This window comes from Streptomyces sp. NPDC043726 (genome assembly GCF_056436565.1).
The window spans coordinates 419,042-439,714 of sequence record NZ_JBWKCI010000001.1; the positions used below are offsets into that span (position 1 = coordinate 419,042).

Here is a 20,673-nt window from a genome sequence, read left to right on the forward strand (position 1 = left end):
TCGGCGCTATGACGAACTCCGAACCTGTTACCGAAGACGGGCAGTACACGGCCGATGACAAGGAGACCCTGCACGCGAGTCTCGACCGGATGCGGGACGCGGTGCTGTGGAAGCTGGAGGGCCTGGACGACGAACAGCTCCGCCGCCCCCTCACCCCCTCGGGCACCAGCCTGCTGGGCCTGGTGAAGCATCTCGGCTCGGTGGAGTACGGCTGGTTCGTCGGGACCTTCGGCGCCGAGGTCGAGCCGCTGTGGTTCGACCCGCACAGCGACGAGGACATGCGCGTGGACCAGGGCGAGACGACCCAGCAGATCGTCGACTTCTACGGCCGCGCCCGCGCCGCGGCGGACCGCACGATCCGCGAACGCTCCCTGGACGACCTCGGCCGCCCGGACTGGCGGAGCCACGAGGTGTCCCTGCGGTGGGTCCTGGTCCACATGATCGAGGAGACGGCACGGCACGCGGGGCACATGGACATCGTGCGGGAGCTGATCGACGGGGCGACCGGGGACCGCCGCCCGGCTTCATGACCCCGCGGTGCCCGACCCCGCTTCGAGCACCAGCAGGATGTGCTCGTCCTCGCCATGGGTGAGGGTGCCGGTCCGCCGGAAGCCGTGCTTCTCCAGGAGCCGGACGGAGGCGGTGTTGTCCTTGAAGGGGTCGGCGTACAGGGGCCGTACCGGCTCCGCCCGGAGGAACAGCGCGAGGGCGCGGCTGCCGACGCCGCGCCCCCAGTGGTCCCGCCCTAGCCAGTAGCCGATGAATCGCCGGTCGCCGTCCCACCAGGAGCAGAGGTTCCCGGCGACTTCACCGTCCACGGTGACGGTCCGCACCAGGCAGTCCGGGTCGCCGAGCACCCGCTCCTTCCAGTGCCGGATGAACCGGTCCCGCGGCCGGGGCGCGAACCTGGACCGCCGTACGGCCTCGGAATCGTGCTCGTAGGCGAGAAACGTCTCGAGATCGGCTTCCAGCACATCGCGCAGCTCTACGGTGTCGTCACCCATGCCCACGAGCATGGCACCCGCCACTGACAACGCCCTCAGGGCACCAGCGGCCGCACCTGTTGGGCGACGAACCGCACGAACCCCTCGGGGTCGGGCTCGTCCCCCGTCGGCTGCAGTACGACGGTGTCGGCGCCGGCGTCCGCGAGCCGCTGCACGGCCTTGGCGACGTCACCGGCGTCCCCGGCGACCCCGACCTCGGGCACGGACTCAAGCCCTTCCGCGGCGAGCTCGCGCCGCAGCCGGTCCTGAGCACCGACGCCGGTGGCGGCGAGCAGATAGACGACAACAGGATGCGGTTCGCCCCTGCCACCCGTCCGCCTCCCCTCCTCGACGAGTTGCCGAGCCCGCCGTACGCCGTCCGGCGAGGTGGAGGCGGTGAGCAGGGTTCCGTCGGCGATCTCGCCGGAGAGCCGCAGCGACCGTGGCCCGGTGACCCCGGCGATGACCGGAACGGCGCGCTCGGGAACCCAGTCGAGGGCGACCCCGTCGAGCCGGACGTACCGCCCCTCGACACTCAGCCGCTCCCCGCGCAACAGCCCGCGCAGCGCGACCAGATGCTCTCGCAGGAGGGTCACCGGAGACTCGACCCGAGCCCCCACCTGCCCCATCCACTCCTGCACCCCGTGCCCGACGGCGAAGAGACCGCGCCCTGGGAACATCCGCTCGATGGTGGCGACCTCCATGGCGGCGACGGCGACATTCCGCAGCGGCACGGGCAGCAGCCCGATCCCCACCCGAACCCGCTCGGTCCAGGCAAGCGCGGCGGCGGCCGCGGAGACCCCGCCCTCCCTGAAACAGTCCTCCCACAACCAAAGCTCCTCAAGCCCGGCCTCATCGGAGAGCCGGGCAACGGAACGCAGACCTTCAGGCGGAACCTGAGGCCGAAACACTGCACCGAGTGTGGTCATGGGGGTGTTCCTACCCCTTCGGCGCCGGCTGTCCTCAATGGACTTTCGAACCGGACACTCTCGACGATCCGCCGAAGGATCACCCGGTACTCCTCACGACGATCCACGGCGGTGGTGCTGAGAGTGAGCACGGCCAGGCGCCGGCAGTCGGGATGGGGCAGATGTGCGCGGATCTGAAGCAGCGCTTGCCGGGGCAGCCCGCTGTCTACGGGCGGTACGGTCGTGGCCTCGCTGAACGTCACCGGGCCACAGGGAAGCTCTCCGTACTCGACGTGCTCATGGCCTGAGGCGGAGGTCACCGCACGGGCCGCTGTCGCGGCACGGGAAGCGGCGGCGCTGTCCCGCCAGGAGATGGTGAACCAGGAGACCAGCGGCGTCGTCGCGCGGGTGTGCGCGTCGCCGACGTCGTCACGGTGCAGGCCGAGGGCGCAGTGGACGGCACCAATCTCGCGGAGGGCGGCCAGGACTTGCTGACCGGACGCCATGTGCGCGATGAGCTGAAGGCGCAGCTGTTCGTCGGGGGCCGACCCCAGCAAGGGTGCCGCCGCGGTTCGTAGGGCGTCGGCCGCGCGGGAGTCCGGCTCTGGGAGCAGGGCGTCCAGGGGAAGCGGAATGAATCCGGGCGGTTCGGCGAACCACAGTTCCGCGTGGGGGTCCTCGGCGGATTCGTCGACGACGAGGGCGGGCGTGGCGCTCATGACTCCTGTCCGGCGGGGCTGGCCGCGGGGGCCGACGTGAGGAACCGGGCTCCGGCCCGGCGTGCGCGTTCGAGGTCGGCCGGGGAGGCGTCGTCCCAGCGCATGCGTGCGGCCCGGCGGACGAAGGCGGACGGCCGGTAGAGGAAGTGCAACCGGCGCGGCGCCGCCCCGCGCCGCCCGTTCACCGCGACGACCCCCAGGAACCGGGGGTCACCGGCGAACCACAGTGGCTCCAGGCGGGCCTTGAGCTCGGGTTTGGTACGGGGGCCTCCGATGTGCCGTAGCCACCAGTAGGCACGGTGGTGCGTGACGAAGGTGAGCGGAACCCCCTCCTCCGCCCGCCCGCCCGGATCCGGAAACTCGATCCACACCCCACCGTCCTCAGCACGGGGGTGCTCATCGAGCCCTCGGGGAGTCCCGGAGAGCAGTTGCCAGGGGTAGTGCTGTAGGACGCGGAGGATGTGGAAGGCGGTGGGGATGTGGCGGAGTTGCAGGACGGTTCGGTACATCACGTAGCAGAGGGGCACTGCGAAGAGGAGGGCGAACCCAGGGGTCAGGTGGACGACCAGCACATAGAGCAGTCCGATCCACGCAGCGGGCCAGCCCAGGAGACCGGCTGCATTCATGGCCAAGTGTCGCCACCAGGATCGGCGAGTCGGTGCGTGATCCCACGCTGTGCGGTAGTAGGAGGGATGCACGGGATTCCTCTCTCCGTACGAGGTGTCAGAAGACATGGCGCGCGAGGCTGTAGATACCGCCGCCATCAAGCACCAGGCGTGAGCCGTCGATACCGGCGACAGCGCCGTCCTTGACCCCATCGTCGTCCGCGTCCACGAGCTTGTTGTGAAGGCCGAATCCGCCGGTTCCCACGCCGGCCAGGCCCGAGGCGCCCTGCACGGTTTTGGCAGCCCGGTCCGGATCGGAAAGACCGCGCACCGCTCTGAGGACCAGCGGGTTGTCCAGCTGGGCGACGGCTTTCGCCTCATCCAGAGTCTTGGTGCCGTACAACGCCACTTTCTCGCCGAGACTGAGGGCTTCCGTGCTGTGGGCGACGGCCCTCACTCCCGCGTACGCGCCCTTCCCAATGGCCCCCACACCTGGCAAGGCGCCAGCGGCGTCAGCCCCCACCGACACGAGGTTGCTCCAGAAGTCCGCATCGAGCTCGCCCTTGGTAAAGCCATCCTTCAGAGACTCCCACGTCTCCGCGTCGGAAAGCCGTAGCGACAGCGCCGTCAGGCTGATCGTCGATGAGCCGAGCAGGAGGAGACCCAGCGTCGCGAGGCTCCATCCCAACGGGCCGGACAGGAGCAGCGCGGCTACCGCGATCGTGCCTGCCAGGAAGCTCAGGACGTCCGGCAGGTTGTCGCCCAGCCAGTCGAGCGCGTCGTCGAACCAGCCCGGTTCATGCGGCGCCAGCTTCTTCGTCGCCTCGCGGATCTTCCGCGCCCGGTGCCCCGCCTTGGCCTCGTGTTCCTCCGCCAGCGTCCGCGCCCGCCCGAGGACCTTCTCCAGCTCCGACTCGGCCTCCGCCAGCGCCCTCCCCTCCGCCCGTTCCACCGCTGCCCGTGCGTCCTCCGCGTCGCCTTCCAGCCGCTTGGCGCGTCGCTGGAAGTCATCGAGTTCCGTCTCCCAGCGGGTGAGCTGGGTGACCGCCTTGCGGAGGGAACGCGCGGCGTTCTTCAGGTTGCGTGGGAGCGGGCCGCCGTCAAGCTGTTCTCGGAAGGCGACCGCGGCGTCGCCCTTCCAGTAGCTGCCGTCCAGGAGCTTGGTGACGAGGTCGTACGCGTCCTCCAGGACCGTCGCGCAGGCAGTGAGCTTCCGGTGCAGATCCCGCACGGTCGCGGTGCTGCCGGGTACGGGGTTGAACCCCAAGTGGGGGTAGTGGGGATTGGGGACGACAGGCGCCGACTTGAGGCCCTGCGGCTTGTCAAGGTCGGCGCGGGACTGTGGATCGAGGGCGGCGCCGGTCCGTTCGGTGCCCGGGGCGAGGGTCATGTCCGGGCACCCTTCCCGCCGCCCGCCCGGACCTTCTCCAGAGCCGCCTCGAGGGCCTTGTCGACCTCCAGGTAGCTGTCCCGGCTCTTGCCGATGATCTCGGCGAGGTCGTCCGTCTGCTTGCCGAGCTCCTCGGCGCCGTACTTCCAGTCCTCCTGGAAGGCCTCGCACGCGCAGTCGAGATCGTCCGTGCCGAGGCCGGTGACCGTGGAATCCAACAGCGCCTTGCGGACGCCGTTGAGTGAACTGATCGACTTTCGCAGCGAGTTCATGAACCGCGTGAGTTCGTCGCCGTCGACGGCCAGCCGCTCCGCCATCCTTCGTCCCCTCTCCCCGCACGTCGAGCACTGCACGGTGGAACGACGGAGCCCGTCATTCGTGACGTGCGGGGAGTGGATGCCGGTCAGCGGTTGACGGCCTGGATTTCCTGGACTGTGACGTTCTGGGTGGCGCCGAAGGTGCCGTCGGGGAGGTCGCCGCCGGCTCCGCCGGTGCCGGTCCAGGTGATTTTCCAGGTGATGGTGGCCTGGAGGGGGAACGTGCCTTCGCCGGAGGAGCGGAGGTACTTCACTCCGCAGGGCGGAGTCCGGTCGGCCTTGCCCTTGGCGTACGGCTCGCCGATGCGGCCGTTGTCGATCTCGCAGACGCCGGACGCGGGGTAGGTGACGGCGTCGGCCGTACCGGGCTCGATCTGGAGGGAGACCGGTTCCGCCGTCGCTGTCGCCTCGAGGGCCAGAACCGGCACGGACGCCGTGACCGACACCGGCTTGAACTCGGCGCCGTTCAGCCAGGCCCAGGTCGGGAGGTTGACCTTGGTGGCGTTCTCCGGGGCGAGGGTGACCTCGGTGCCCGGGACGCGGATCTCTGCGTAGGCGAGTTCGGCGAGGATCTCCGGGGTTATGGCGTTCTCGACGTCGGCGGGTGGGGGGTCGCCCTGGTCCACCCAGAAGTAGTCGCGGTTACAGGAGTCCCAGCCCGGGGGGAAGCTCTCGTCGACGTACGAGCCCCACCAGTAGCCCTTGCCGGACTTGTCCTTGTTGAAGCCCTTCTCCTCGTCGTCGGCGTTGTACTTCTCCCGCTGCTCGGCGTCCCACTGATACCCCGTCGACTCCGCCTCCCAGATCGGCTCCAGATACTTCTGCAGCTGTTCGGGGGTGTACTTGGGGGCGTACCAGCAGGGCGGCGGCGACCAGTTGGTGGCCGAGGTGAGCGCGCCTGTGGAGTTGCCGGTGCCGTTCTTGGAGTGGTCGAACTTGACACCGCCGACGGTGACGGAAACGGTGTCGCCGTTGGTTCCGGCGCTCTGTTCCGTGTCACCGTTACTGTCGTAGCCACCTCGGGCAACGGCCGTCTGGGCAGCGAAAAGGGACGCGCATACGAGCGTCAGAACCGTTGCGGCCCTCCCCGAGTTCCTTACGGTTGGCACGCCTTGTCTCCCCCGTTCGAGACGATGTTCGTGGTCTGCCAGACTCCCTTGTCGTTCTTGGTGAGGCTGGTGTTGTACAGGACGTAGGAGTCCGCGGTGGCGGGCGACTTCTCGACCTTCCCGGTCTTCCTGTTCTTGACGTAGGACTTGCTCTCGTCGGAGCAGTAGGTGACGTAGGCCTTGTCCGAGCCGGACAGGGTCACCTTGTAGTCGAAGTAGCGGGTCTCACCCGTCCAGGTGTCACCACCGTCGATGTACTGCTGCACGAAAGTGATCGACGATTCCAGGGCTTTCCCCGTGTTGTAGAAGCCGAGCGCCTGCGTGCCCGTGCTCCCCTCGAAGATCGCCTCGTCCACGGAGTTCACGCTCAGGGCGCTGTCCGCAAGAACGGCGTCCTTCGTCGCGTCACCCGTCTTCTGGTCCTCGAAGACGTTCTTGGCGTCGGACGGGAAGCTGATCTCGGGCCGGCCACCGGCGTCCGACGCACCGGCCGTCGGGGACGGAGACTTCTCAGCCCCCGTATCGGCTCCCGCGATTTTGTCGTTGTCCTTGTTTTTGGAGCTGTCGTCGCTTCCGCACGCGGACAGCGTCAGGGCCGCTGCGGCGGTCAGCGTGATCGCTGCGAGGAGGGTGGGGCGGCGGTTCACGGTCGGCTCCCGGTGAGGCGAGGCTTCTCTTGAGCGAACCAACGCTATCCAGAGCACCGCAACGACACCAGGGTGAGGCTTGCCGATCGACGGGGCGTATGGGGTTAAATCGACCGCCCGTCGCGGCAGTTGTGCCGTAACGGTTGCGTAACACGGTCACGCCCGTTACTCAAACCGTCGTGAGCAGGCGGTTCCACTTATGAACAAGCAAAGGAGGCCCGCCACGGGGACGCCTAGCGGTCTGGTTCGCAGCGCGGCTTCGTGAGTAGCGCCGCTCGGATCGGGGAGATAGCCGGGCATGGGGCGGCAATGGCGTGACGGGCGTGGGAAGTTGGTTGTGCTGGACGGGGACGGGGGTTCGAGGGGGGGCACCACCCTGCCGCTCGAAATCGCCTCGTCCTACCGTGCCCGCACTCGCGGGCTGCTCGGCCGGGACTCCGTGGACGGTGTTCTCCTGCTCTCCCCCGCCAACAGCGTGCACACCGTCGGCATGCGGATCCCCATCGACGTCGCCTATCTGGATCGGGGCATGCGCGTCATCGCCGTACGCACCATGCCGCCCCGGCGCCTTGGCCTTCCCCGGCTCCGGGCCCGCCATGTGCTGGAGGCCGAGGCCGGGGTCATGGCGGGGTGGGGGCTGCGGGTCGGGGTGCGGGTGGAGGTCGAGGTCGGGGACGAGGTCGCGTACGGGGTCCCGGAAGGGTAGCCGGACCCCGCGTCCGGTCAGTTCTCCGAGCGCGGGAAGGTGACCTCCACCCTTCGGTTCTTCTTGCGGCTGGCTTCCGTGTCGTTGGAGGCGATGGGGTACTGCTCGCCGTAGCCGCGTACCTCGTAGGTGATGTTCGGGTCGTTCAGTTCGGACTTCAGGACGTCCTCCACGGCGTTGGCCCGCTGTTTGGAGAGGACGTCTCCGTGGGCTGACGAACCCAGGTTGTCCGTGAAGCCGAAGACTCGGATCTTTGTCGCGTTCTGGGTTTTGATCTCTTCCGCGATCGCGGCGATCCGGGCCTTTGCCTCGCCGTTCAGTCTCGCGCTGTCCTTCGGGAACAGAACCTCTGCCTGGAGGGCGAACTTCACGTCCGCGTTGGTGTCCTCGCGGCGTTCGTCACCGCTCTGGTCCTCGACGACCTGCTTGATGTCCAGCACCTTGGGCTCGGCGAGCGTGGCACCCTCGGGGAGCTTCAGGTCGGGGTCGTTGGGGTCCACCTCCACGGGGGCGGTGGCTGTGGGTTCTGTGCCCGGTGGAACGCTCGGATTGTCGTCGGCGTGGGCCACCGCGGCGCCGTACAGGTTCGTCGCGGCCATGACTGTGGCGGCCGTCAGCGCCACGGAGAGACGGATGGGGATCATGGTTCGCCTCACCCAGAGATCGTGATGTCGGTCGGGGCGAACATGGGCAGTTGGAAGGACACCTGGGTGGTGTCGTTGGGCGGGGACGGGAACTGCATGAACACCGGGATCGACTCGCCGGACTTGATCGAGGTGATGCCGGTCGTCGTCAGCGGGCGTCCGTCGGTGTCCCGCAGGACGTAGTAGCGCTTCTTGCCCTTGGAGTCGACGAGCGTGGCTCCGCCGAACGACCTGCCGTTTCTGATGATCTCGGTCTCGTTGCCGCTCAGCGCAGAGGGAATGGTCTGCGTCTTGTCGCCGTCGTTCCTCAGGTCGCCTTCCACCGTGATGAAACCGCCGGCATCCCTCTGTGCTGCCGTGATCTGGAGCGCGAGGCCGTCGGGCCCCTTCAACTCGGCCAGTGGCTCATCCGACTGCCCTTCCTGAGCACTCGGTTCGGATCCGCCGTCCTTGGACGCCGACGCCGACGTCTCCGGCTTCTCGTCCCCGCCACCGTCACCGCCGCCGCAACCGGCCACACCGAGGGCCAGACCGGCCGCAACACTCACCGCGACCATCCCCCTGCGGGCCTTCGTTGTGAACCGAATGCTCATTCCCCTGATTCCTTCACCATTCGTCGTTCGCGTATTAGTCGGCCAGATGGACGTCGAAGAGATCCTCGGGCCGTGGCAGGTCGGTGAGATTCTCCGGGTCCAGATCCCAATCCCCGTCCTCGCAGGTGAGCCGGGGCAGTTCGTCGTCCCCGGCTTCCTCGCCCGGGAGCTCGAATTCGCAGCGGGCCTCGATTACAGCTTGGGCGGACGCCTTCGCGTACTTGTCCTCCGTACCGGGGACGATGGAGTCTCCAACGGACTTGTCCATCTGGACCTCGACCGCGTACTCCAGGGGACCGATCTGATCGCACCCCGTCACGTGCGCATCGTTCTGTCCCGCGAGCTGATTCCCGCGCGCGCAGGAGAAAACGACGCCGGGCGCGTAACCGTCAAAGATGTCCTGCCACTGCGTGGGGTCGAGGACCGCCTTGACCCACTCCCCCGCGAGCTGGTCCCGGACGTCCTGCGCCACCGCGAGGGCCGCCGCGTCGGCAGCTGTCTGCGCATCGCTCCGATTCGCCGCGGCCTGGCCGACCGCGAGGTAGGCGAACGCAAGAAAGAGCAGGCCTCCCACCACCGTGATGTAGATGGGGAATGCCTGCCCTGTGTCGCCGTACCGGTGAGGCCGGATCAGCCGCCTGTGACCTCGGTGATCTTGTCCGTGATCGCGTCGAAGATCGTCTGCCCGATGTCCGTCCCCGTGATCGCCAACACAATCGCCACCACCACCGCGATGATGCCCAGGTACTCCACCGCGGTCTGGCCCTTGTCGTTCGTGTTGAACCGCTTTGTCATGGTGTTTCCCTTCGGTGGCGGCTGTGGTGCCGGCACTGTAGGGCTGGGAATACGTGGGTGCCGAGGGTCCGTGGGCCCAAAGTGAGGCCCAAAGGTGGTGGAGGTTCATGCCACCCCCAGCCACTTCGCCGCGGCCTGGGCGCGGGTGGTGCTGTGGAGTTTGGCGAAGATCCGGTTGATGTGGTTCTTCACCGTCTTCTCGCTGATGAAGCACGCGGCGGCGATCTGATGGTTGGTCATCCCGGATGCGATGAGGTCCATGATCTCCGCCTCCCTCGCGCTGAGTTGGAACCTCGCCCTGCCTGAGGACTGTCCCATACTTGGTTGCACTTGCGAAAGGGGTTTCGCGCTACTGGGGGGAGGAGTGTCGTATTCCGTATGCTGGTGCGAATCATTTGAGCTACGGAGTTGGGTCAGCAGCGCGTCCGCCGCGGTGGGGGTGAAGTGCGGTTTGCCGTCCTTGAGGTCCCGGACCGCGTCCACCAGTTGGGCCGCGGTGAACTCGCCATGGACCAGGTAGCCGTTGGCTCCGCGGCGCAGGGCCTCCTTCACCGTCTCCGACTCCCTGCTGTACGTCAGCATCATCACCGGGGCGATGCCGACGAGGTACGGGAGTGCCGAGATGCCGTCCATTCCCGGCATCTGGACGTCGAGGAGGACCACGTCGGGGCGGTGGCGGCGGGCCGCTTCGTACGCTTCGCGGCCGTCCGCCGCCTCCGCTACGACGGTGATGTCCTCTCGGCCCGTCAGCAGGGCCGTCAGGCCTGCCCGGACCACCGGGTTGTCGTCCGCCACGACCACCCTGAGGGGGGCCGTCGTCCGTGTCGGGCCGGGGAAGTCGCGGTGTGTCATTCCGTCATGTCCTTCGCGCCGCCAGTGGGAGTTCCAGGAGGACTTCCGTGCCTTTCGGGTGGTCGCCGCGGCCCATGCGGATGCGGGCGCCCACCGCCGCGGCGCGTTCGACCATGCCGATCAGGCCGAAGTGGCCCGCGCTGCGCAGTTGTTCGAGGGTGGTGCCCGGGGGAAGGCCGCGGCCGTCGTCGTAGACGCTGATGCGCAGCAGGTCGCCCTGGACGCCCGCGCGTACGGCCACGGTGGTGGGGGTGGCGTGGCGGTGGGCGTTCTCCATGGCCTCCGTGGCGATGGAGAGGAGTTGGCGGGTGACCTTGGGGGGCAGGGGTGGGGCGGTCGTGGCCGGTGGGCTGGTGTCGTACGTCGTGGGGATGCCGGTGCGGGTGGTGAAGGCGGTCGTGCGCGCCGCCAGTTCGGTCAGGACGTCCGTGTCCGTGGTGCTGTCCTGCTCGCGGCGCAGGTCCGTGAGGAGTTCTCGGGACTCCGTCGCCGCCCTGCGCGATGCTCTGGCCACCAGTTGGGCCTGTTCCTTGATCAGGGTCGGGTTCTGGGGGGTCGTGGTCGCTGTGGCTGCCAGGGCGTCCGCCGCCAGGGCAACTCCGTGCAGGGTCTTGGCCACCGAGTCGTGCAGTTCCCTTGCCAGGCGGGCCCGTTCGGCGGCTACGGCCTCCGTTGCGGCCAGGCGGGCTCTGGTGGTCGTCAGGGCCTGGGTCGCGGCGCCGAAGCGTAGGACGAGGTTGCGCAAGGCCGAGCCGGCGGCGCCCGTGATCACGCAGAAGCCCGGGAGGAGGAGTTTCTCCGCGAGGGTGGTGTCCGCCTCCGCCGTGGTGGCGTAGACGAGGAGCAGGATCAGGGACTGGAGGCTGGCGAAGACCGCGGCGGCTCGGTAGCCGTAGGCGATGCCGGCGAGGAGGGGGGTGCAGACGCTGACGTAGGCGAGGGGGGTGTCCGGGCCCGCGGAGATGAGGAGCAGGGCGCCGAAGAGGGTGTCCAGGGCCAGGAGGGTGGGGTGGCGGAGGAGCAGGGGGCCGAAGCGTTCCCAGTCCCTGAAGAGGACGTAGCTGGCCATGAAGGTGGCGATCACGGCCGCGGCGACCAGGCGGGCGCCCAGGCCGGGGGCGGCGTTGAGGAGGGCGGCGGGGGCGGAGATCGCGAGCATGGCGAGTCTGAAGCCGAAGACCATGCGGGCGGTTGCCTGTAGGGCGCTTATCTCGAGTGCGGGGGCGGGGGCGGGGGCGGGTGCCGGGGTGAGTGCGGGCGCGGGTGGCTCCTCCGGCAGTTCCCCGCCATCGGTGGCGAACGGGTCCTCCAGACCCTGTGGTTCGTTCAGGTCCAACGGCGTGGCCATGCTCGACCTCAACCCCCTCACCCGCATACCAAGCCCCATGCCCTACTCCCCCGTGATGGATCCGAAGTCCGTGCCGGAGCCGAGCAGGAGGCCTGCGCCGAGGAGGATCATCGTGGCCGGGACCATGAAGGTGGTGATCATCATCGTGGCCTTGGGGACCGCCCTCGCGGCCTTGCGGCGGGCGTTCTGGGCGTCCGTCCTGCGCATGTCCTTGGCCAGGGCGACCAGGGTGTCCACGATGGGGGCTCCCAGTTCCTCGCCCTGCTGCAGGGCCGTCACGAACATCGCCACCTGTTCCGAGTCGTTGCGGCGGCGGAGTTCCGCGAACGCCTGGCGGCGGCTCATGCCGAGGTCCATCTGGCGGAGCGTGATGCGCAGTTCGTCCGCCCAGGGGCCCTCGTAGCGGGACGCCACGCGGTCCAGGGCCTGCCGGAAGCCCAGGCCCGCGCTCACCACGACCGCCAGCACGTCCAGGAAGTCCGGCAGCGTCCGTTCGATGACGTCCTTGCGCACCCGGATCGCCGACCAGATGCCGACCTCCGTCCAGAAGGCGCCGAAGGCCAGCAGCAGCAGCGTCACCAGGTACTGGCCCCGCAGCAGGAACACCAGGCCGCCCACCCCGCCCAGGAAGCCGTACACCGCTCGCCGCGCCGCGTAGCGGTCGATCGTCAGGCCCCCGGGGTTGCCCGCGAGGTCGATCTTGCGGCGGTACTTCGCCACCTGCTTCGGGCCCATCAGACGCAGCACCGCGGGCGCGTACCGCATGCCCATGCGGTCGATCACGGAGTCCACCGCGCCGGTGCGCGTGGCGCCCACTTCCAGGGCCAGTCGCAGGTCACCGGGGAGTTTCGCGTCCGCCCGGTACATGCGGACGCCCGCGAACACGCCGTACACACTCACTGCCATCAGCAACGCGAGCAGCCACGCCATCCGTCCGCCCTCCCCCTACACGTCGATCCGCGACAGACGGCGGATCATCACGAAGCCGATCGCGTACAGCGCGAACGCCACGATCACCGCCACCTGGCCCGCCGGTGAGCCCGTCATCCGGTCCAGGGCGCCGTCCTTCACGCCGTTCATCAGGAACAGGGAGCCGATGCCGAGGGCGGGGACGGCGTACGAGGTCATGCTGACCTGGGAGAGCTGGGTGCGGATCTCCCGGCGGGTCTCCTTGCGCTCCTCCAGCGTCTCCGTCAGGTTGCGCAGGGCGCTGACGACCTGCCCGCCCGCCCTGTTCGACAGGACCAGGGTCGTCACCAGGACCACCAGTTCGCGCGAGGGGAGGCGGTCCGCCAGTTCGCCCAGCGCGTCGTCCATCGACGCGCCGATCGCCAACTGGTTGGCCACCTTGGCCAGTTCCTCGCCCGCCGGGGCCTCCAGCTCCTCGGCCGCCATGCCGATCGCCGTGCGCAGCGCCAGACCCGCCTGGGTCGCGTTGGCCAGGATGCGGGCCAGTTCGGGGAGTTGGTTGATGAAGCGTTCGATGCGTTTCTGGCGCTGCCAGTTCAGGAACTGGACCGCCGCCCAGACGCCCAGCAGGCCCGCTATCGGGCCGAAGAAGGGGGCCAGCGTCGACTGGCCGACCAACCACAGGCCGGCCACCGCCGCCAGCATGTAGACGAAGAACTCCCCCGGCGTCACGTCCAGGCCCGTCGCCGCGAGCCGCAGTTCCAGTTTGCGGCCCGGTTTCGTACGGCGAAGGCGGCGGTCCAGGTTGCCGAAGCGGCGGCGTCGGCCGGTCGCGCCGGTGACCTGGCCGGTGGACGACAGGCGGTCGATCAGGGCCTGGCGCTGGGCCCGGCCCGAGGCGTACGCGTGCAGGCCGGCCACCGCGAGGGCGCAGGTCAGGAGGGCCACTCCGGTGGTGAGCGTGATGCGGGTCTCGAAGTCCATGAGAGGTCCTGTCCTACCTGGCTTCTCGGATGGCCAGCTCCAGCGGGGACTGGGCCACGCCGAAGGCCTGGGGGATCGGCTGGCTCGCCATGTAGAGGCGGTCCGCCGTCCGTCGTGGGAGGGGGAAGTAGGCGAACGTGCCGTGGACCCGGCCGTCCGGGGTCATGGGCTGCGCGAGGAAACGGGCCACCGTCGCCAGGCGGTACGGCTCCGATCCATGGCTGTCCAGGACCGCGATCTCGGTGATCCGGCGGACGCCGTCCTGGAACCGGGTGAGCTGGATGATGACGTCGACCGCGCTGTTGATCTGGTCGTGCAGCGCCTCGAAGGGGACCTCGACGTCGGACATGGACGCGAGGGTCTTCAGCCGCATCAGGGCGTCCTCGGTGCTGTTGGCGTGGACGGTGGCGAGCGAGCCGTCGTGGCCGGTGGACATCGCCTGGAGCATGTCCAGGGACTCGCCGCCGCGGACCTCACCGACGACGATGCGGTCGGGGCGCATCCGCAGCGAGTTGCGGACCAGGTCGCGGATGGTGACCCGGCCCTGGCCCTCCACGTTCGGCGGGCGCGACTCCAGGCGGATCACATGGCCCTGCTGGAGCTGGAGTTCGGCCGAGTCCTCGATGGTGATGATCCGCTCCACCTCGGGGATGAGCCCCGAGAGCGCGTTCAGCAGGGTCGTCTTGCCGGTGCCGGTCGCGCCGGAGACGATGATGTTGAACTTCGCCTGCACCAGGCCCGCCAGCAGATACACCATGTGCTCGTCGAGCGAGCCGAGGCCGATCATCTCGTGCAGGGTGAAGGAGCGCGGGAAGCGGCGGATGGTGAGCGTCGCGCCGGTCAGGGACAGGGGCGGGATGATGACGTTCACGCGCTCGCCGGAGGGCAGCCGGGCGTCGACCATCGGGTTCGACTCGTCCACGCGGCGGTTCACCGTGGAGACGATCCGCTCGATGGTCTGCATCAGCTGGTCGTGGGAGGGGAAGCGGAGCGGCAACTGCTCGACCCGGCCGCCCCGTTCGACGAAGATCGCGTCGGGGCCGTTCACCATGATCTCGGTGATCGACGCGTCCTCCAGCAGCGGCTCCAGGATGCCGAGGCCCAGCGCCTCGTCGACCACCCGGCGGATCAGCTGCGAGCGCTCGACCGTCGACAGCACCGGGCCCTCACGGCTGATGATGTGGCCCAGGACGCGTTCGAGGCGGGCCCGGCGCTCGGCCGGCGCCAGCGAGCTCATCTCCGCGAGGTCGATCTCCTCCAGGAGCTTGGCCCGGTAGGAGGCGACCAGGTGGCCGTCCTCGCCCCGGCTGCCGTTCTCCTCGGGCACGTTGATGCGTGAACGCAGGCTCATCCGGCCGGCCCTTCCCCGTCGATCGGCATGGTGGCGGACTTGGTGGCGTCGCCGAAGTCCCAGCCCGGGACCACGGACGGGATGTCGACCGTCGCGGTGACCTGCACCTCGTCGCCGAGCGTGGCGCTGGTGCAGCCGGTGCCGTCGGCCAGCCAGCCGCTCACGGCGGCCTGGCAGTCCGCCGCGAAGGGCCCGTCCAGGGAGGCGCTGCGCGCTCCGGTGCGGGCGGCGGTGCCCGCCTGCTGGCCGGTGTAGGCGATGAGCCCGATCTGTACGGCGGCCATGGCGACCAGGATCAGGATCGGGATGAAGCCGAGGTATTCCAGGGCGACTTGTCCGCGGTCACGGCGGCGGGCCGAGCGGGACATTGAGCCACGTCCCTCACGCTCGTACGTCATCTCAGTCCCCCTCCTCCACGACCGCCCCCGCGTGACCGTCGACGTCGAAGGGGAAGCCGATCGCGCCGGGGAAGAGGACCGGCACCTTCAGGTGGACGTCGGCCGTGACCAGGCCGCCGCTCTCCCCGCAGGTCACGTCGGCGGCGCCCTGCCAGGCGTCCGGCAGGTGTGCCAGCCCCGCCGCCTGGCAGGCGCCCTGCCGGTCCTCGGCCGCGGTGCCCGCTCGGGCGGCCATGTCGGCGGCGTTCCCGGCGAGGGAGAACGTGTAGCCGACGAGCACGCACTGCCAGAGCAGCACCAGCGTGAGGATGATCAGGGGGGTCATCCCGAGGAACTCGATGGTCACCTGACCCCTGTCGGAACGCGCGGAACGGCTCATCCGCCAGGAACGCGCGGAACGGCTCATCCGCCAGGAACGCGCGGAACGGCTCATCCGCCACGATCGCGCGGAACGGCACATCCCCCAGGAACACGCGGAACGGCTCGCCCGCCACGAGCACGTGGAACGGCTCAACCGCCGCGAACACGCGGTACGGCTCATCCCCCACCGTCCTTGCGCCTGCGGAACGACCCCCGCCCGCCCCTGCGGTCCACCTCCGCCGCCTTGACCAGGCCGAGTTCGCCCGCCAGGGTCCACAGGGCCTGCTTGACCGTGCTCTTGGCGTCCAGTTCGTGCAGGCGGCCCGCGTCCACCACGCCCTGCAGCTCCTTGAAGGCCGCCGGGACCGTGGTCGCCGCTACCGGGGTGGCGGTGATCCTCCGGACCAGGGACGGCTGGATCTCCGTGCCCCGGGTGTGGCGGTTGACGACGACCAGCGTCTCCTCCGCCTTCCTGATCTGCAGCCGGTCCCACATCCGGACGGCCCGCTTGGCGCCCCGGACGGCGACCACATCGGGGGTGGTGACCAGCAGGGCCGTGTCGGCCATCTCCACGGCCGCCGCTCCGGCGCCGCTGAGCTGGGCGCCGCAGTCGACGACCACGACCTCGTAGCGGGAGCGCAGGGCGCTGATGATCTGGCGGGCGGCGCGGTCGGTGACCTCCTCGCCGCGTTCGCCGTCGCCGGGGGCGAGCAGCAGGGCGAGCCCGGTGTCGTGCCGGAAGACCGCGTCGGCGAGGACCCGCGGGGAGATGTCGGTGATGGCGGCGAGGTCGACCACGGACCGGCGGAACTGGACGTCCAGGTAGGAGGCGATGTCGCCGGTCTGGAGGTCCATGTCGAGCAGGGCGGCCGTGCGGCCGGAGGCCTGGGCGGCGAGGGCGAGCTGGATGGCCGCGACCGTGGCTCCCACGCCTCCCTTGGCGCCGCTCACCGTGACGACCGTGCCGCCGACGCCGGTGAACACCTCCAGCGCGCCGCCGCCCAGATGGCGCCGTACCCCCGCCGACCAGGAGGCGACCGCCTGGACCCGGCTGGCGAGTTCCTCGTATGACAGGGGCAGTGCCACCAGGCCCCGCGCGCCGTAGTCCATGGCGGCCTGGAACAGGCCGGGCGAGGCGTCGGAGGTGACGAGGATGACCCCGACCGCGGGGAAGCGGAGGGCGACCTCGCGGATCAGTTCCAGGGCGGGGACCGGGCCGATGCGCTCGTGGACGACCACCACCTCGGGGAGTTCGTCGACGGACTCGGCGGCCAGCCGCGCGAGGGTGTCGATGAGCTGGGTGGAGTCGATCACCGGGGCGACCGGTTCGGCGTCCGGGAGCTGGCTGAGCAGGGTCGTGATGGACCGGACCGCGTCCGCGTCGCCGACCGCCGGGAGGATCCTCGTGGGCATGCGGGCCTCTCACTTGTCCTTCGCGAGTTCGTACGTCCGGTCCGACTCGGGGACCGTGGTGTCGCTGCCGGGCGCCACCAGCGCGAGCCGGACCCGCTGGGCGAACGACTCGGCGTAGGTGAGGCGCTGGGCGTCGAGGGTGGACAGTGCGAAGGTGATCGGGACGCCGTCGGTGGGCTGCCGGTCGCGGTCGCTCGCGTCGGGCTTCAGCGCGGCCACATCGCCCACGTCAAGGACCCTGGCGTTCGTCACGATGATCTTGGACTGGTCGGGATCGCCGTCCCGTTGGCCCTCGAAGGTGGCGTAGACGTTGACCTTGCTGCCCGGTGTGATCTTGCCCGCGACCCCGGTCGCCGCGTCGATCATGATGGCGACCTCCTGCTGCCCCGCCTCCAGGGCGGGCTTGGCCACGATCATGTCGCTCTGGAGCAGCGAGCCTTCCTTCAGGGCGGTGACCGCGATCTTGCCCTCGACCTCACGGAGGTCGGTGACGGCGTTGTCCGACAGCCATCGCTCGGGCATCGAGATCTTCTCGAACTGGTCGGCGCCGAGGGGCGTGTAGGGCTCGACGTTCGATTTCAGCCGGTACGCCGTCACCTCGGGACCGACCTTGGACTCGGCGTCGTCGATGACGGACAGCACGCCGGCGAAGGCGCCGAGGGCGCAGACGACCGACAGGATCAGGAGTATCACGCCGCGGCGCTGACGGGAGTTCATGAACCGTGCAACCTCATTGGGGGAATCGGTCGGGACCGGTCTGGAGGAGCGTGCGGGCGGTCAGCCGGCGCGGGTCTCGGGGAGGGGTACGGGCGGGGTCGCGGAGCAGAACACACAGCGGTCGCCGATGACGTCGATGCCGCACCAGTGGCAGGCGGTCCGGCGGACCGAGGTGACGAGCTGGTACAGCACCGACAGGTCGGACAGGTGGGCGCAGAACTCGATCAGCCGGCCCGTCCCCCACCACCGGGCCGACTCGGCGGGCAGCGGCACCTCGCGCAGTCCCTGGACGTTCCAGGACTTGGCCAGGGTCTCGGTGACCCAGTCGGACTGGAGCTGACCTCTGGCGACCAGCATCCGGGTGCCGAACTCCGGTCCGGTCAGGGCGGCTTCGGGGCCGATCCGCACGAGCTGCGGTTCGGGGTGGGCGAGGACGCCGAACTGGGCGCCCGGCACCCAGGACTTGGCGTGGGACTTGAGGCCGACGGGGACGCGGTCGAGCTTGGCGACGGAGCCGAGCAGCGCCCCGGCGTGGATGTAGTGGGTGAGCAGGCGGCCCGCCGAGGCGAGGACGCCCGGGCTGAGGTCGCAGGAGGCCAGCTGGCGCAACTGCCGCGCCAGGACGGCGAGTCCGAGCGGGGGCAGTTCGGGGCGGAAGAGGGCGATCCGGTCGCTCTCCATGAGGGAGCGGAGGGTGTACAGACGGCGTTCCACGGCGGGGTCGAGCGCCTGGGAGCAGACGACGATGAGATGGCCGTAGCTCTCGACGATCGCTTGAAGGGCGCTCAAGGACCGCTCGAGGGGCTGGCGGTCCAGGTCCTGGAGCACGACGGCGGGGACGGTGCGCTCGTCGTGTGGTGGCAGCGCCAGGTCGGCACTGGTCACGGCGATGGCAGTTGGCACGCGCGGCTCCCCACTCCCCATGCCCGCCGGCCCGACCGGCGTCACTCCGGTACACCCAGGACACACAGTCCACTTCACTGCGTGACTACGTGAGCACTGTATCCACGGCTCCATGACCGGAGAACAGCGTTTCTGTAGCTATGAAGGAACTGCCGTTGCACAAGTTGCGCCAAATCGGGGCAGGTTGAGCATCTCGGTGCCGCCTCTTGACAGGCGCATTGGTCTGGACCAACGTTTTGGCATGTCCATACGAAGACGCCCTGGAGCGCGATCTACACGTCTGTGGACGGGAGCCGTCACCCTGGCCCTCGCCCTCTCCCTCGCGGGCACCGGCCAGGCGTCCGCCGCCGATGTCAACAACGCCAAGAACGCCGGCTTCGAGTCCGGCCTGACCAACTGGACCTGTTCCGCGAACAGCGGTACGACCGTCTCCTCGCCGGTGCACGGCGGCTCGGCCGCCCTCAAGGCGACCCCGGCCGGGCAGGACAACGCCCGCTGCACCCAGGCGGTCGCGGTCCAGCCGAACTCGACGTACACGCTCAGCGCGTGGGTGCAGGGCGGATACACCTACCTGGGTGTCACCGGCACCGGCACCACCGACGTGTCGACGTGGACGCCCGACTCCGGCAGCTGGAAGCAGCTGACCACGACCTTCACCACCGGTGCCGCGACCCGCTCGGTGACGGTCTACACGCACGGCTGGTACGGACAGGCCGCCTACTACGCCGACGACCTGTCGGTGTTCGGCCCGGACGGCGGCGGGGGCGGCGACCCCACGCCGACGATCCCGGGGGCGCCGGGCGGCCTCACCGTGTCCGGACGCAGCTCCTCGTCGATCTCGCTGGCCTGGAACACGGTCTCCGGCGCGACCGGCTACAACGTCTACCGCGACGGCACCAAGGTGACGGCGGTGACCGGCACTTCGGCGACCGTCACCGGGCTCGCGGCCTCGACGTCGTACTCCTTCCAGGTCACGGCGACCAACTCGGCCGGTGAGTCGCCGAAGTCGGCGGCGGTGACCGGGACCACGACGCAGACCCCGACGGGCCCCGCACTGCCGAAGCACGCGGTGACCGGGTACTGGCAGAACTTCAACAACGGCGCGACCGTCCAGCGGATCTCGGACGTGCAGGCGCAGTACGACATCATCGCGGTGGCCTTCGCGGACGCCACGGGGACTCCGGGCGCGGTGACCTTCAACCTGGACTCGGCCGGGCTCGGCGGCTACACCGTCGACCAGTTCAAGGCGGACATCAGGGCGAAGCAGGCGGCCGGGAAGAAGGTCATCATCTCGGTCGGCGGCGAGCGGGGCACGGTGTCGGTGAACGACTCCGCCTCCGCGACGAACTTCGCCAACTCGGTGTACGCGCTGATGCAGGAGTACGGCTTCGACGGCGTCGACATCGACCTGGAGAACGGGCTCAACGCGACGTACATGACGCAGGCGCTCAGGTCGCTGTCGGGGAAGGCCGGCCCCTCGATGATCCTGACGATGGCGCCGCAGACCATCGACATGCAGTCGACCTCGAACTCCTACTTCCAGACGGCGCTGAACGTGAAGGACATCCTAACCGTCGTCAACATGCAGTACTACAACAGCGGTTCGATGCTGGGCTGCGACGGCAAGGTCTACAGCCAGGGCTCGGTGGACTTCCTCACCGCCCTCGCCTGCATCCAGCTGGAGGGCGGCCTGGCGCCGTCCCAGGTGGGCCTCGGTCTGCCGGCCTCGACCCGGGGCGCGGGCAGCGGCTACGTCTCCCCGACCGTGGTGAACAACGCCCTGGACTGTCTGGCCAAGGGCACCAACTGCGGTGCGTTCAAGCCGTCCAGGACCTATCCCGACCTCAGGGGCGCGATGACCTGGTCGACCAACTGGGACGCGACGGCGGGCAACGCGTGGTCCAACGCGGTCGGTCCGCACGTGCACGCGCTTCCGTAATCGGCGCCGACCACCGTGAAACATTTGCCCGGGCCCACCGCATCAATGAAGTGAGGACGATGCGAGTGGGTTCGGGCAGGGGG

25 protein-coding genes are annotated in these 20,673 nt (G+C 69.4%); 3 read left to right on the top strand and 22 right to left on the bottom strand.

The window, feature by feature from the left end; translation table 11 throughout:
* Positions 1-8 precede the first annotated feature (8 nt).
* Positions 9-530, top strand: a complete 522-nt coding sequence (locus tag AC068Z_RS01895) for a DinB family protein (protein ID WP_478551346.1) — start codon at positions 9-11, stop codon at positions 528-530.
* Here the strand turns inward: AC068Z_RS01895 and AC068Z_RS01900 are convergent.
* From AC068Z_RS01900 to AC068Z_RS01935, 8 genes are all read right to left on the bottom strand, one after another.
* Entirely contained in the window at positions 525-1,004 is a 480-nt protein-coding gene (locus tag AC068Z_RS01900) for a GNAT family N-acetyltransferase (RefSeq protein ID WP_478551347.1), read from the bottom strand. The two genes, AC068Z_RS01895 and AC068Z_RS01900, sit on opposite strands and share 6 nt — an antisense overlap.
* Positions 1,005-1,039: 35 nt before the next feature.
* Positions 1,040-1,912, bottom strand: a complete 873-nt coding sequence (locus AC068Z_RS01905; protein WP_478551349.1) for an LLM class flavin-dependent oxidoreductase — start codon at positions 1,910-1,912, stop codon at positions 1,040-1,042.
* Positions 1,909-2,610, bottom strand: coding sequence for a hypothetical protein (locus AC068Z_RS01910; RefSeq protein ID WP_478551351.1), 702 nt, complete (start codon positions 2,608-2,610; stop codon positions 1,909-1,911). The genes AC068Z_RS01905 and AC068Z_RS01910 overlap by 4 nt, the downstream gene beginning before the upstream one ends.
* Positions 2,607-3,236: a hypothetical protein gene (locus tag AC068Z_RS01915; protein ID WP_478551353.1), complete on the bottom strand. Its 630-nt coding sequence runs from the start codon at positions 3,234-3,236 to the stop codon at positions 2,607-2,609. The genes AC068Z_RS01910 and AC068Z_RS01915 overlap by 4 nt, the downstream gene beginning before the upstream one ends.
* Before the next feature lie 97 nt (positions 3,237-3,333).
* Positions 3,334-4,605, bottom strand: coding sequence for a zinc ribbon domain-containing protein (locus AC068Z_RS01920; RefSeq protein WP_478551355.1), 1,272 nt, complete (start codon positions 4,603-4,605; stop codon positions 3,334-3,336).
* On the bottom strand, positions 4,602-4,922 hold the full coding sequence (locus AC068Z_RS01925; protein ID WP_478551357.1) for a hypothetical protein: 321 nt from the start codon (positions 4,920-4,922) through the stop codon (positions 4,602-4,604). The genes AC068Z_RS01920 and AC068Z_RS01925 overlap by 4 nt, the downstream gene beginning before the upstream one ends.
* A gap of 86 nt (positions 4,923-5,008) precedes the next feature.
* The gene (locus AC068Z_RS01930) at positions 5,009-6,031 is read right to left on the bottom strand and encodes a hypothetical protein (protein ID WP_478551359.1); all 1,023 of its coding nucleotides are present in this window, start codon (positions 6,029-6,031) and stop codon (positions 5,009-5,011) included.
* Positions 6,019-6,678, bottom strand: coding sequence for a hypothetical protein (locus AC068Z_RS01935; protein WP_478551360.1), 660 nt, complete (start codon positions 6,676-6,678; stop codon positions 6,019-6,021). The genes AC068Z_RS01930 and AC068Z_RS01935 overlap by 13 nt, the downstream gene beginning before the upstream one ends.
* 298 nt (positions 6,679-6,976) lie before the next feature.
* On the opposite strand from AC068Z_RS01935, the gene AC068Z_RS01940 reads away from it, so the two are divergent.
* A complete protein-coding gene (locus tag AC068Z_RS01940; protein WP_478551361.1) occupies positions 6,977-7,384 on the top strand; it encodes a DUF192 domain-containing protein in 408 nt (135 codons plus the stop codon).
* A gap of 17 nt (positions 7,385-7,401) precedes the next feature.
* Here the strand turns inward: AC068Z_RS01940 and AC068Z_RS01945 are convergent, their stop codons facing one another.
* From AC068Z_RS01945 to AC068Z_RS02010, 14 genes are all read right to left on the bottom strand, one after another.
* Positions 7,402-8,028, bottom strand: coding sequence for an OmpA family protein (locus tag AC068Z_RS01945; protein WP_478551363.1), 627 nt, complete (start codon positions 8,026-8,028; stop codon positions 7,402-7,404).
* 8 nt (positions 8,029-8,036) lie between these two features.
* Positions 8,037-8,621 carry a hypothetical protein gene (locus tag AC068Z_RS01950; protein WP_478551364.1) on the bottom strand — a complete coding sequence of 195 codons (585 nt, stop codon included), beginning with the start codon at positions 8,619-8,621 and terminating at the stop codon, positions 8,037-8,039.
* Between the two features lie 34 nt (positions 8,622-8,655).
* Positions 8,656-9,252, bottom strand: coding sequence for a pilus assembly protein TadG-related protein (locus AC068Z_RS01955; protein ID WP_478552257.1), 597 nt, complete (start codon positions 9,250-9,252; stop codon positions 8,656-8,658).
* Positions 9,252-9,416 carry a Flp family type IVb pilin gene (locus AC068Z_RS01960; RefSeq protein ID WP_478551366.1) on the bottom strand — a complete coding sequence of 55 codons (165 nt, stop codon included), beginning with the start codon at positions 9,414-9,416 and terminating at the stop codon, positions 9,252-9,254. Before AC068Z_RS01960 ends, AC068Z_RS01955 begins: the two co-directional genes overlap by 1 nt.
* Before the next feature lie 105 nt (positions 9,417-9,521).
* A complete protein-coding gene (locus AC068Z_RS01965) occupies positions 9,522-10,268 on the bottom strand; it encodes a response regulator (RefSeq protein ID WP_478551368.1) in 747 nt (248 codons plus the stop codon).
* A gap of 4 nt (positions 10,269-10,272) precedes the next feature.
* A complete protein-coding gene (locus tag AC068Z_RS01970; RefSeq protein WP_478551369.1) occupies positions 10,273-11,616 on the bottom strand; it encodes a sensor histidine kinase in 1,344 nt (447 codons plus the stop codon).
* Positions 11,617-11,658: 42 nt separating this feature from the next.
* A complete protein-coding gene (locus AC068Z_RS01975; protein WP_478551370.1) occupies positions 11,659-12,546 on the bottom strand; it encodes a DUF5936 domain-containing protein in 888 nt (295 codons plus the stop codon).
* 15 nt (positions 12,547-12,561) lie between these two features.
* Positions 12,562-13,509 carry a type II secretion system F family protein gene (locus AC068Z_RS01980; protein WP_478551372.1) on the bottom strand — a complete coding sequence of 316 codons (948 nt, stop codon included), beginning with the start codon at positions 13,507-13,509 and terminating at the stop codon, positions 12,562-12,564.
* A gap of 13 nt (positions 13,510-13,522) precedes the next feature.
* Positions 13,523-14,860, bottom strand: a complete 1,338-nt coding sequence (locus tag AC068Z_RS01985; RefSeq protein ID WP_478551373.1) for a CpaF family protein — start codon at positions 14,858-14,860, stop codon at positions 13,523-13,525.
* Positions 14,857-15,258, bottom strand: a complete 402-nt coding sequence (locus AC068Z_RS01990) for a TadE/TadG family type IV pilus assembly protein (RefSeq protein WP_478551374.1) — start codon at positions 15,256-15,258, stop codon at positions 14,857-14,859. Before AC068Z_RS01990 ends, AC068Z_RS01985 begins: the two co-directional genes overlap by 4 nt.
* 1 nt (position 15,259) lies before the next feature.
* A complete protein-coding gene (locus AC068Z_RS01995) occupies positions 15,260-15,637 on the bottom strand; it encodes a TadE/TadG family type IV pilus assembly protein (protein WP_478552258.1) in 378 nt (125 codons plus the stop codon).
* A gap of 158 nt (positions 15,638-15,795) precedes the next feature.
* Entirely contained in the window at positions 15,796-17,031 is a 1,236-nt protein-coding gene (locus tag AC068Z_RS02000) for a CpaE/TadZ family protein (RefSeq protein ID WP_478551376.1), read from the bottom strand.
* Between the two features lie 9 nt (positions 17,032-17,040).
* Entirely contained in the window at positions 17,041-17,748 is a 708-nt protein-coding gene (cpaB, locus tag AC068Z_RS02005) for a Flp pilus assembly protein CpaB (protein WP_478551378.1), read from the bottom strand.
* Positions 17,749-17,808: 60 nt separating this feature from the next.
* Positions 17,809-18,672, bottom strand: coding sequence for a hypothetical protein (locus AC068Z_RS02010; RefSeq protein WP_478552259.1), 864 nt, complete (start codon positions 18,670-18,672; stop codon positions 17,809-17,811).
* A 220-nt stretch (positions 18,673-18,892) separates the two neighbouring features.
* Here AC068Z_RS02010 and AC068Z_RS02015 point away from each other — a divergent pair, with 220 nt between their 5' ends.
* A complete protein-coding gene (locus AC068Z_RS02015; RefSeq protein ID WP_478551379.1) occupies positions 18,893-20,590 on the top strand; it encodes a chitinase in 1,698 nt (565 codons plus the stop codon).
* Positions 20,591-20,673 lie beyond the last annotated feature (83 nt).

Bases quoted from the DNA above. Each gene is read 5' to 3' on its own strand.
- AC068Z_RS01915 (WP_478551353.1), bottom strand. From the start codon at position 3,236: ATGAATGCAGCCGGTCTCCTGGGCTGGCCCGCTGCGTGGATCGGACTG.
- AC068Z_RS01980 (WP_478551372.1), bottom strand. From the start codon at position 13,509: ATGGACTTCGAGACCCGCATCACGCTCACCACCGGAGTGGCCCTCCTG.
- AC068Z_RS01960 (WP_478551366.1), bottom strand. From the start codon at position 9,416: ATGACAAAGCGGTTCAACACGAACGACAAGGGCCAGACCGCGGTGGAG.
- AC068Z_RS02000 (WP_478551376.1), bottom strand. From the start codon at position 17,031: ATGCCCACGAGGATCCTCCCGGCGGTCGGCGACGCGGACGCGGTCCGG.
- AC068Z_RS01995 (WP_478552258.1), bottom strand. From the start codon at position 15,637: ATGAGCCGTTCCGCGCGTTCCGACAGGGGTCAGGTGACCATCGAGTTC.
- AC068Z_RS01985 (WP_478551373.1), bottom strand. From the start codon at position 14,860: ATGAGCCTGCGTTCACGCATCAACGTGCCCGAGGAGAACGGCAGCCGG.
- AC068Z_RS01945 (WP_478551363.1), bottom strand. From the start codon at position 8,028: ATGATCCCCATCCGTCTCTCCGTGGCGCTGACGGCCGCCACAGTCATG.
- AC068Z_RS01975 (WP_478551370.1), bottom strand. From the start codon at position 12,546: ATGGCGTGGCTGCTCGCGTTGCTGATGGCAGTGAGTGTGTACGGCGTG.
- AC068Z_RS01920 (WP_478551355.1), bottom strand. From the start codon at position 4,605: ATGACCCTCGCCCCGGGCACCGAACGGACCGGCGCCGCCCTCGATCCA.
- AC068Z_RS01950 (WP_478551364.1), bottom strand. From the start codon at position 8,621: ATGAGCATTCGGTTCACAACGAAGGCCCGCAGGGGGATGGTCGCGGTG.
- AC068Z_RS02010 (WP_478552259.1), bottom strand. From the start codon at position 18,672: ATGGGGAGTGGGGAGCCGCGCGTGCCAACTGCCATCGCCGTGACCAGT.
- AC068Z_RS01925 (WP_478551357.1), bottom strand. From the start codon at position 4,922: ATGGCGGAGCGGCTGGCCGTCGACGGCGACGAACTCACGCGGTTCATG.
- AC068Z_RS01910 (WP_478551351.1), bottom strand. From the start codon at position 2,610: ATGAGCGCCACGCCCGCCCTCGTCGTCGACGAATCCGCCGAGGACCCC.
- AC068Z_RS01940 (WP_478551361.1), top strand. From the start codon at position 6,977: ATGGGGCGGCAATGGCGTGACGGGCGTGGGAAGTTGGTTGTGCTGGAC.
- AC068Z_RS01965 (WP_478551368.1), bottom strand. From the start codon at position 10,268: ATGACACACCGCGACTTCCCCGGCCCGACACGGACGACGGCCCCCCTC.
- AC068Z_RS01990 (WP_478551374.1), bottom strand. From the start codon at position 15,258: ATGACGTACGAGCGTGAGGGACGTGGCTCAATGTCCCGCTCGGCCCGC.
- AC068Z_RS02015 (WP_478551379.1), top strand. From the start codon at position 18,893: ATGTCCATACGAAGACGCCCTGGAGCGCGATCTACACGTCTGTGGACG.
- AC068Z_RS01905 (WP_478551349.1), bottom strand. From the start codon at position 1,912: ATGACCACACTCGGTGCAGTGTTTCGGCCTCAGGTTCCGCCTGAAGGT.
- cpaB (WP_478551378.1), bottom strand. From the start codon at position 17,748: ATGAACTCCCGTCAGCGCCGCGGCGTGATACTCCTGATCCTGTCGGTC.
- AC068Z_RS01895 (WP_478551346.1), top strand. From the start codon at position 9: ATGACGAACTCCGAACCTGTTACCGAAGACGGGCAGTACACGGCCGAT.
- AC068Z_RS01900 (WP_478551347.1), bottom strand. From the start codon at position 1,004: ATGGGTGACGACACCGTAGAGCTGCGCGATGTGCTGGAAGCCGATCTC.
- AC068Z_RS01970 (WP_478551369.1), bottom strand. From the start codon at position 11,616: ATGGCCACGCCGTTGGACCTGAACGAACCACAGGGTCTGGAGGACCCG.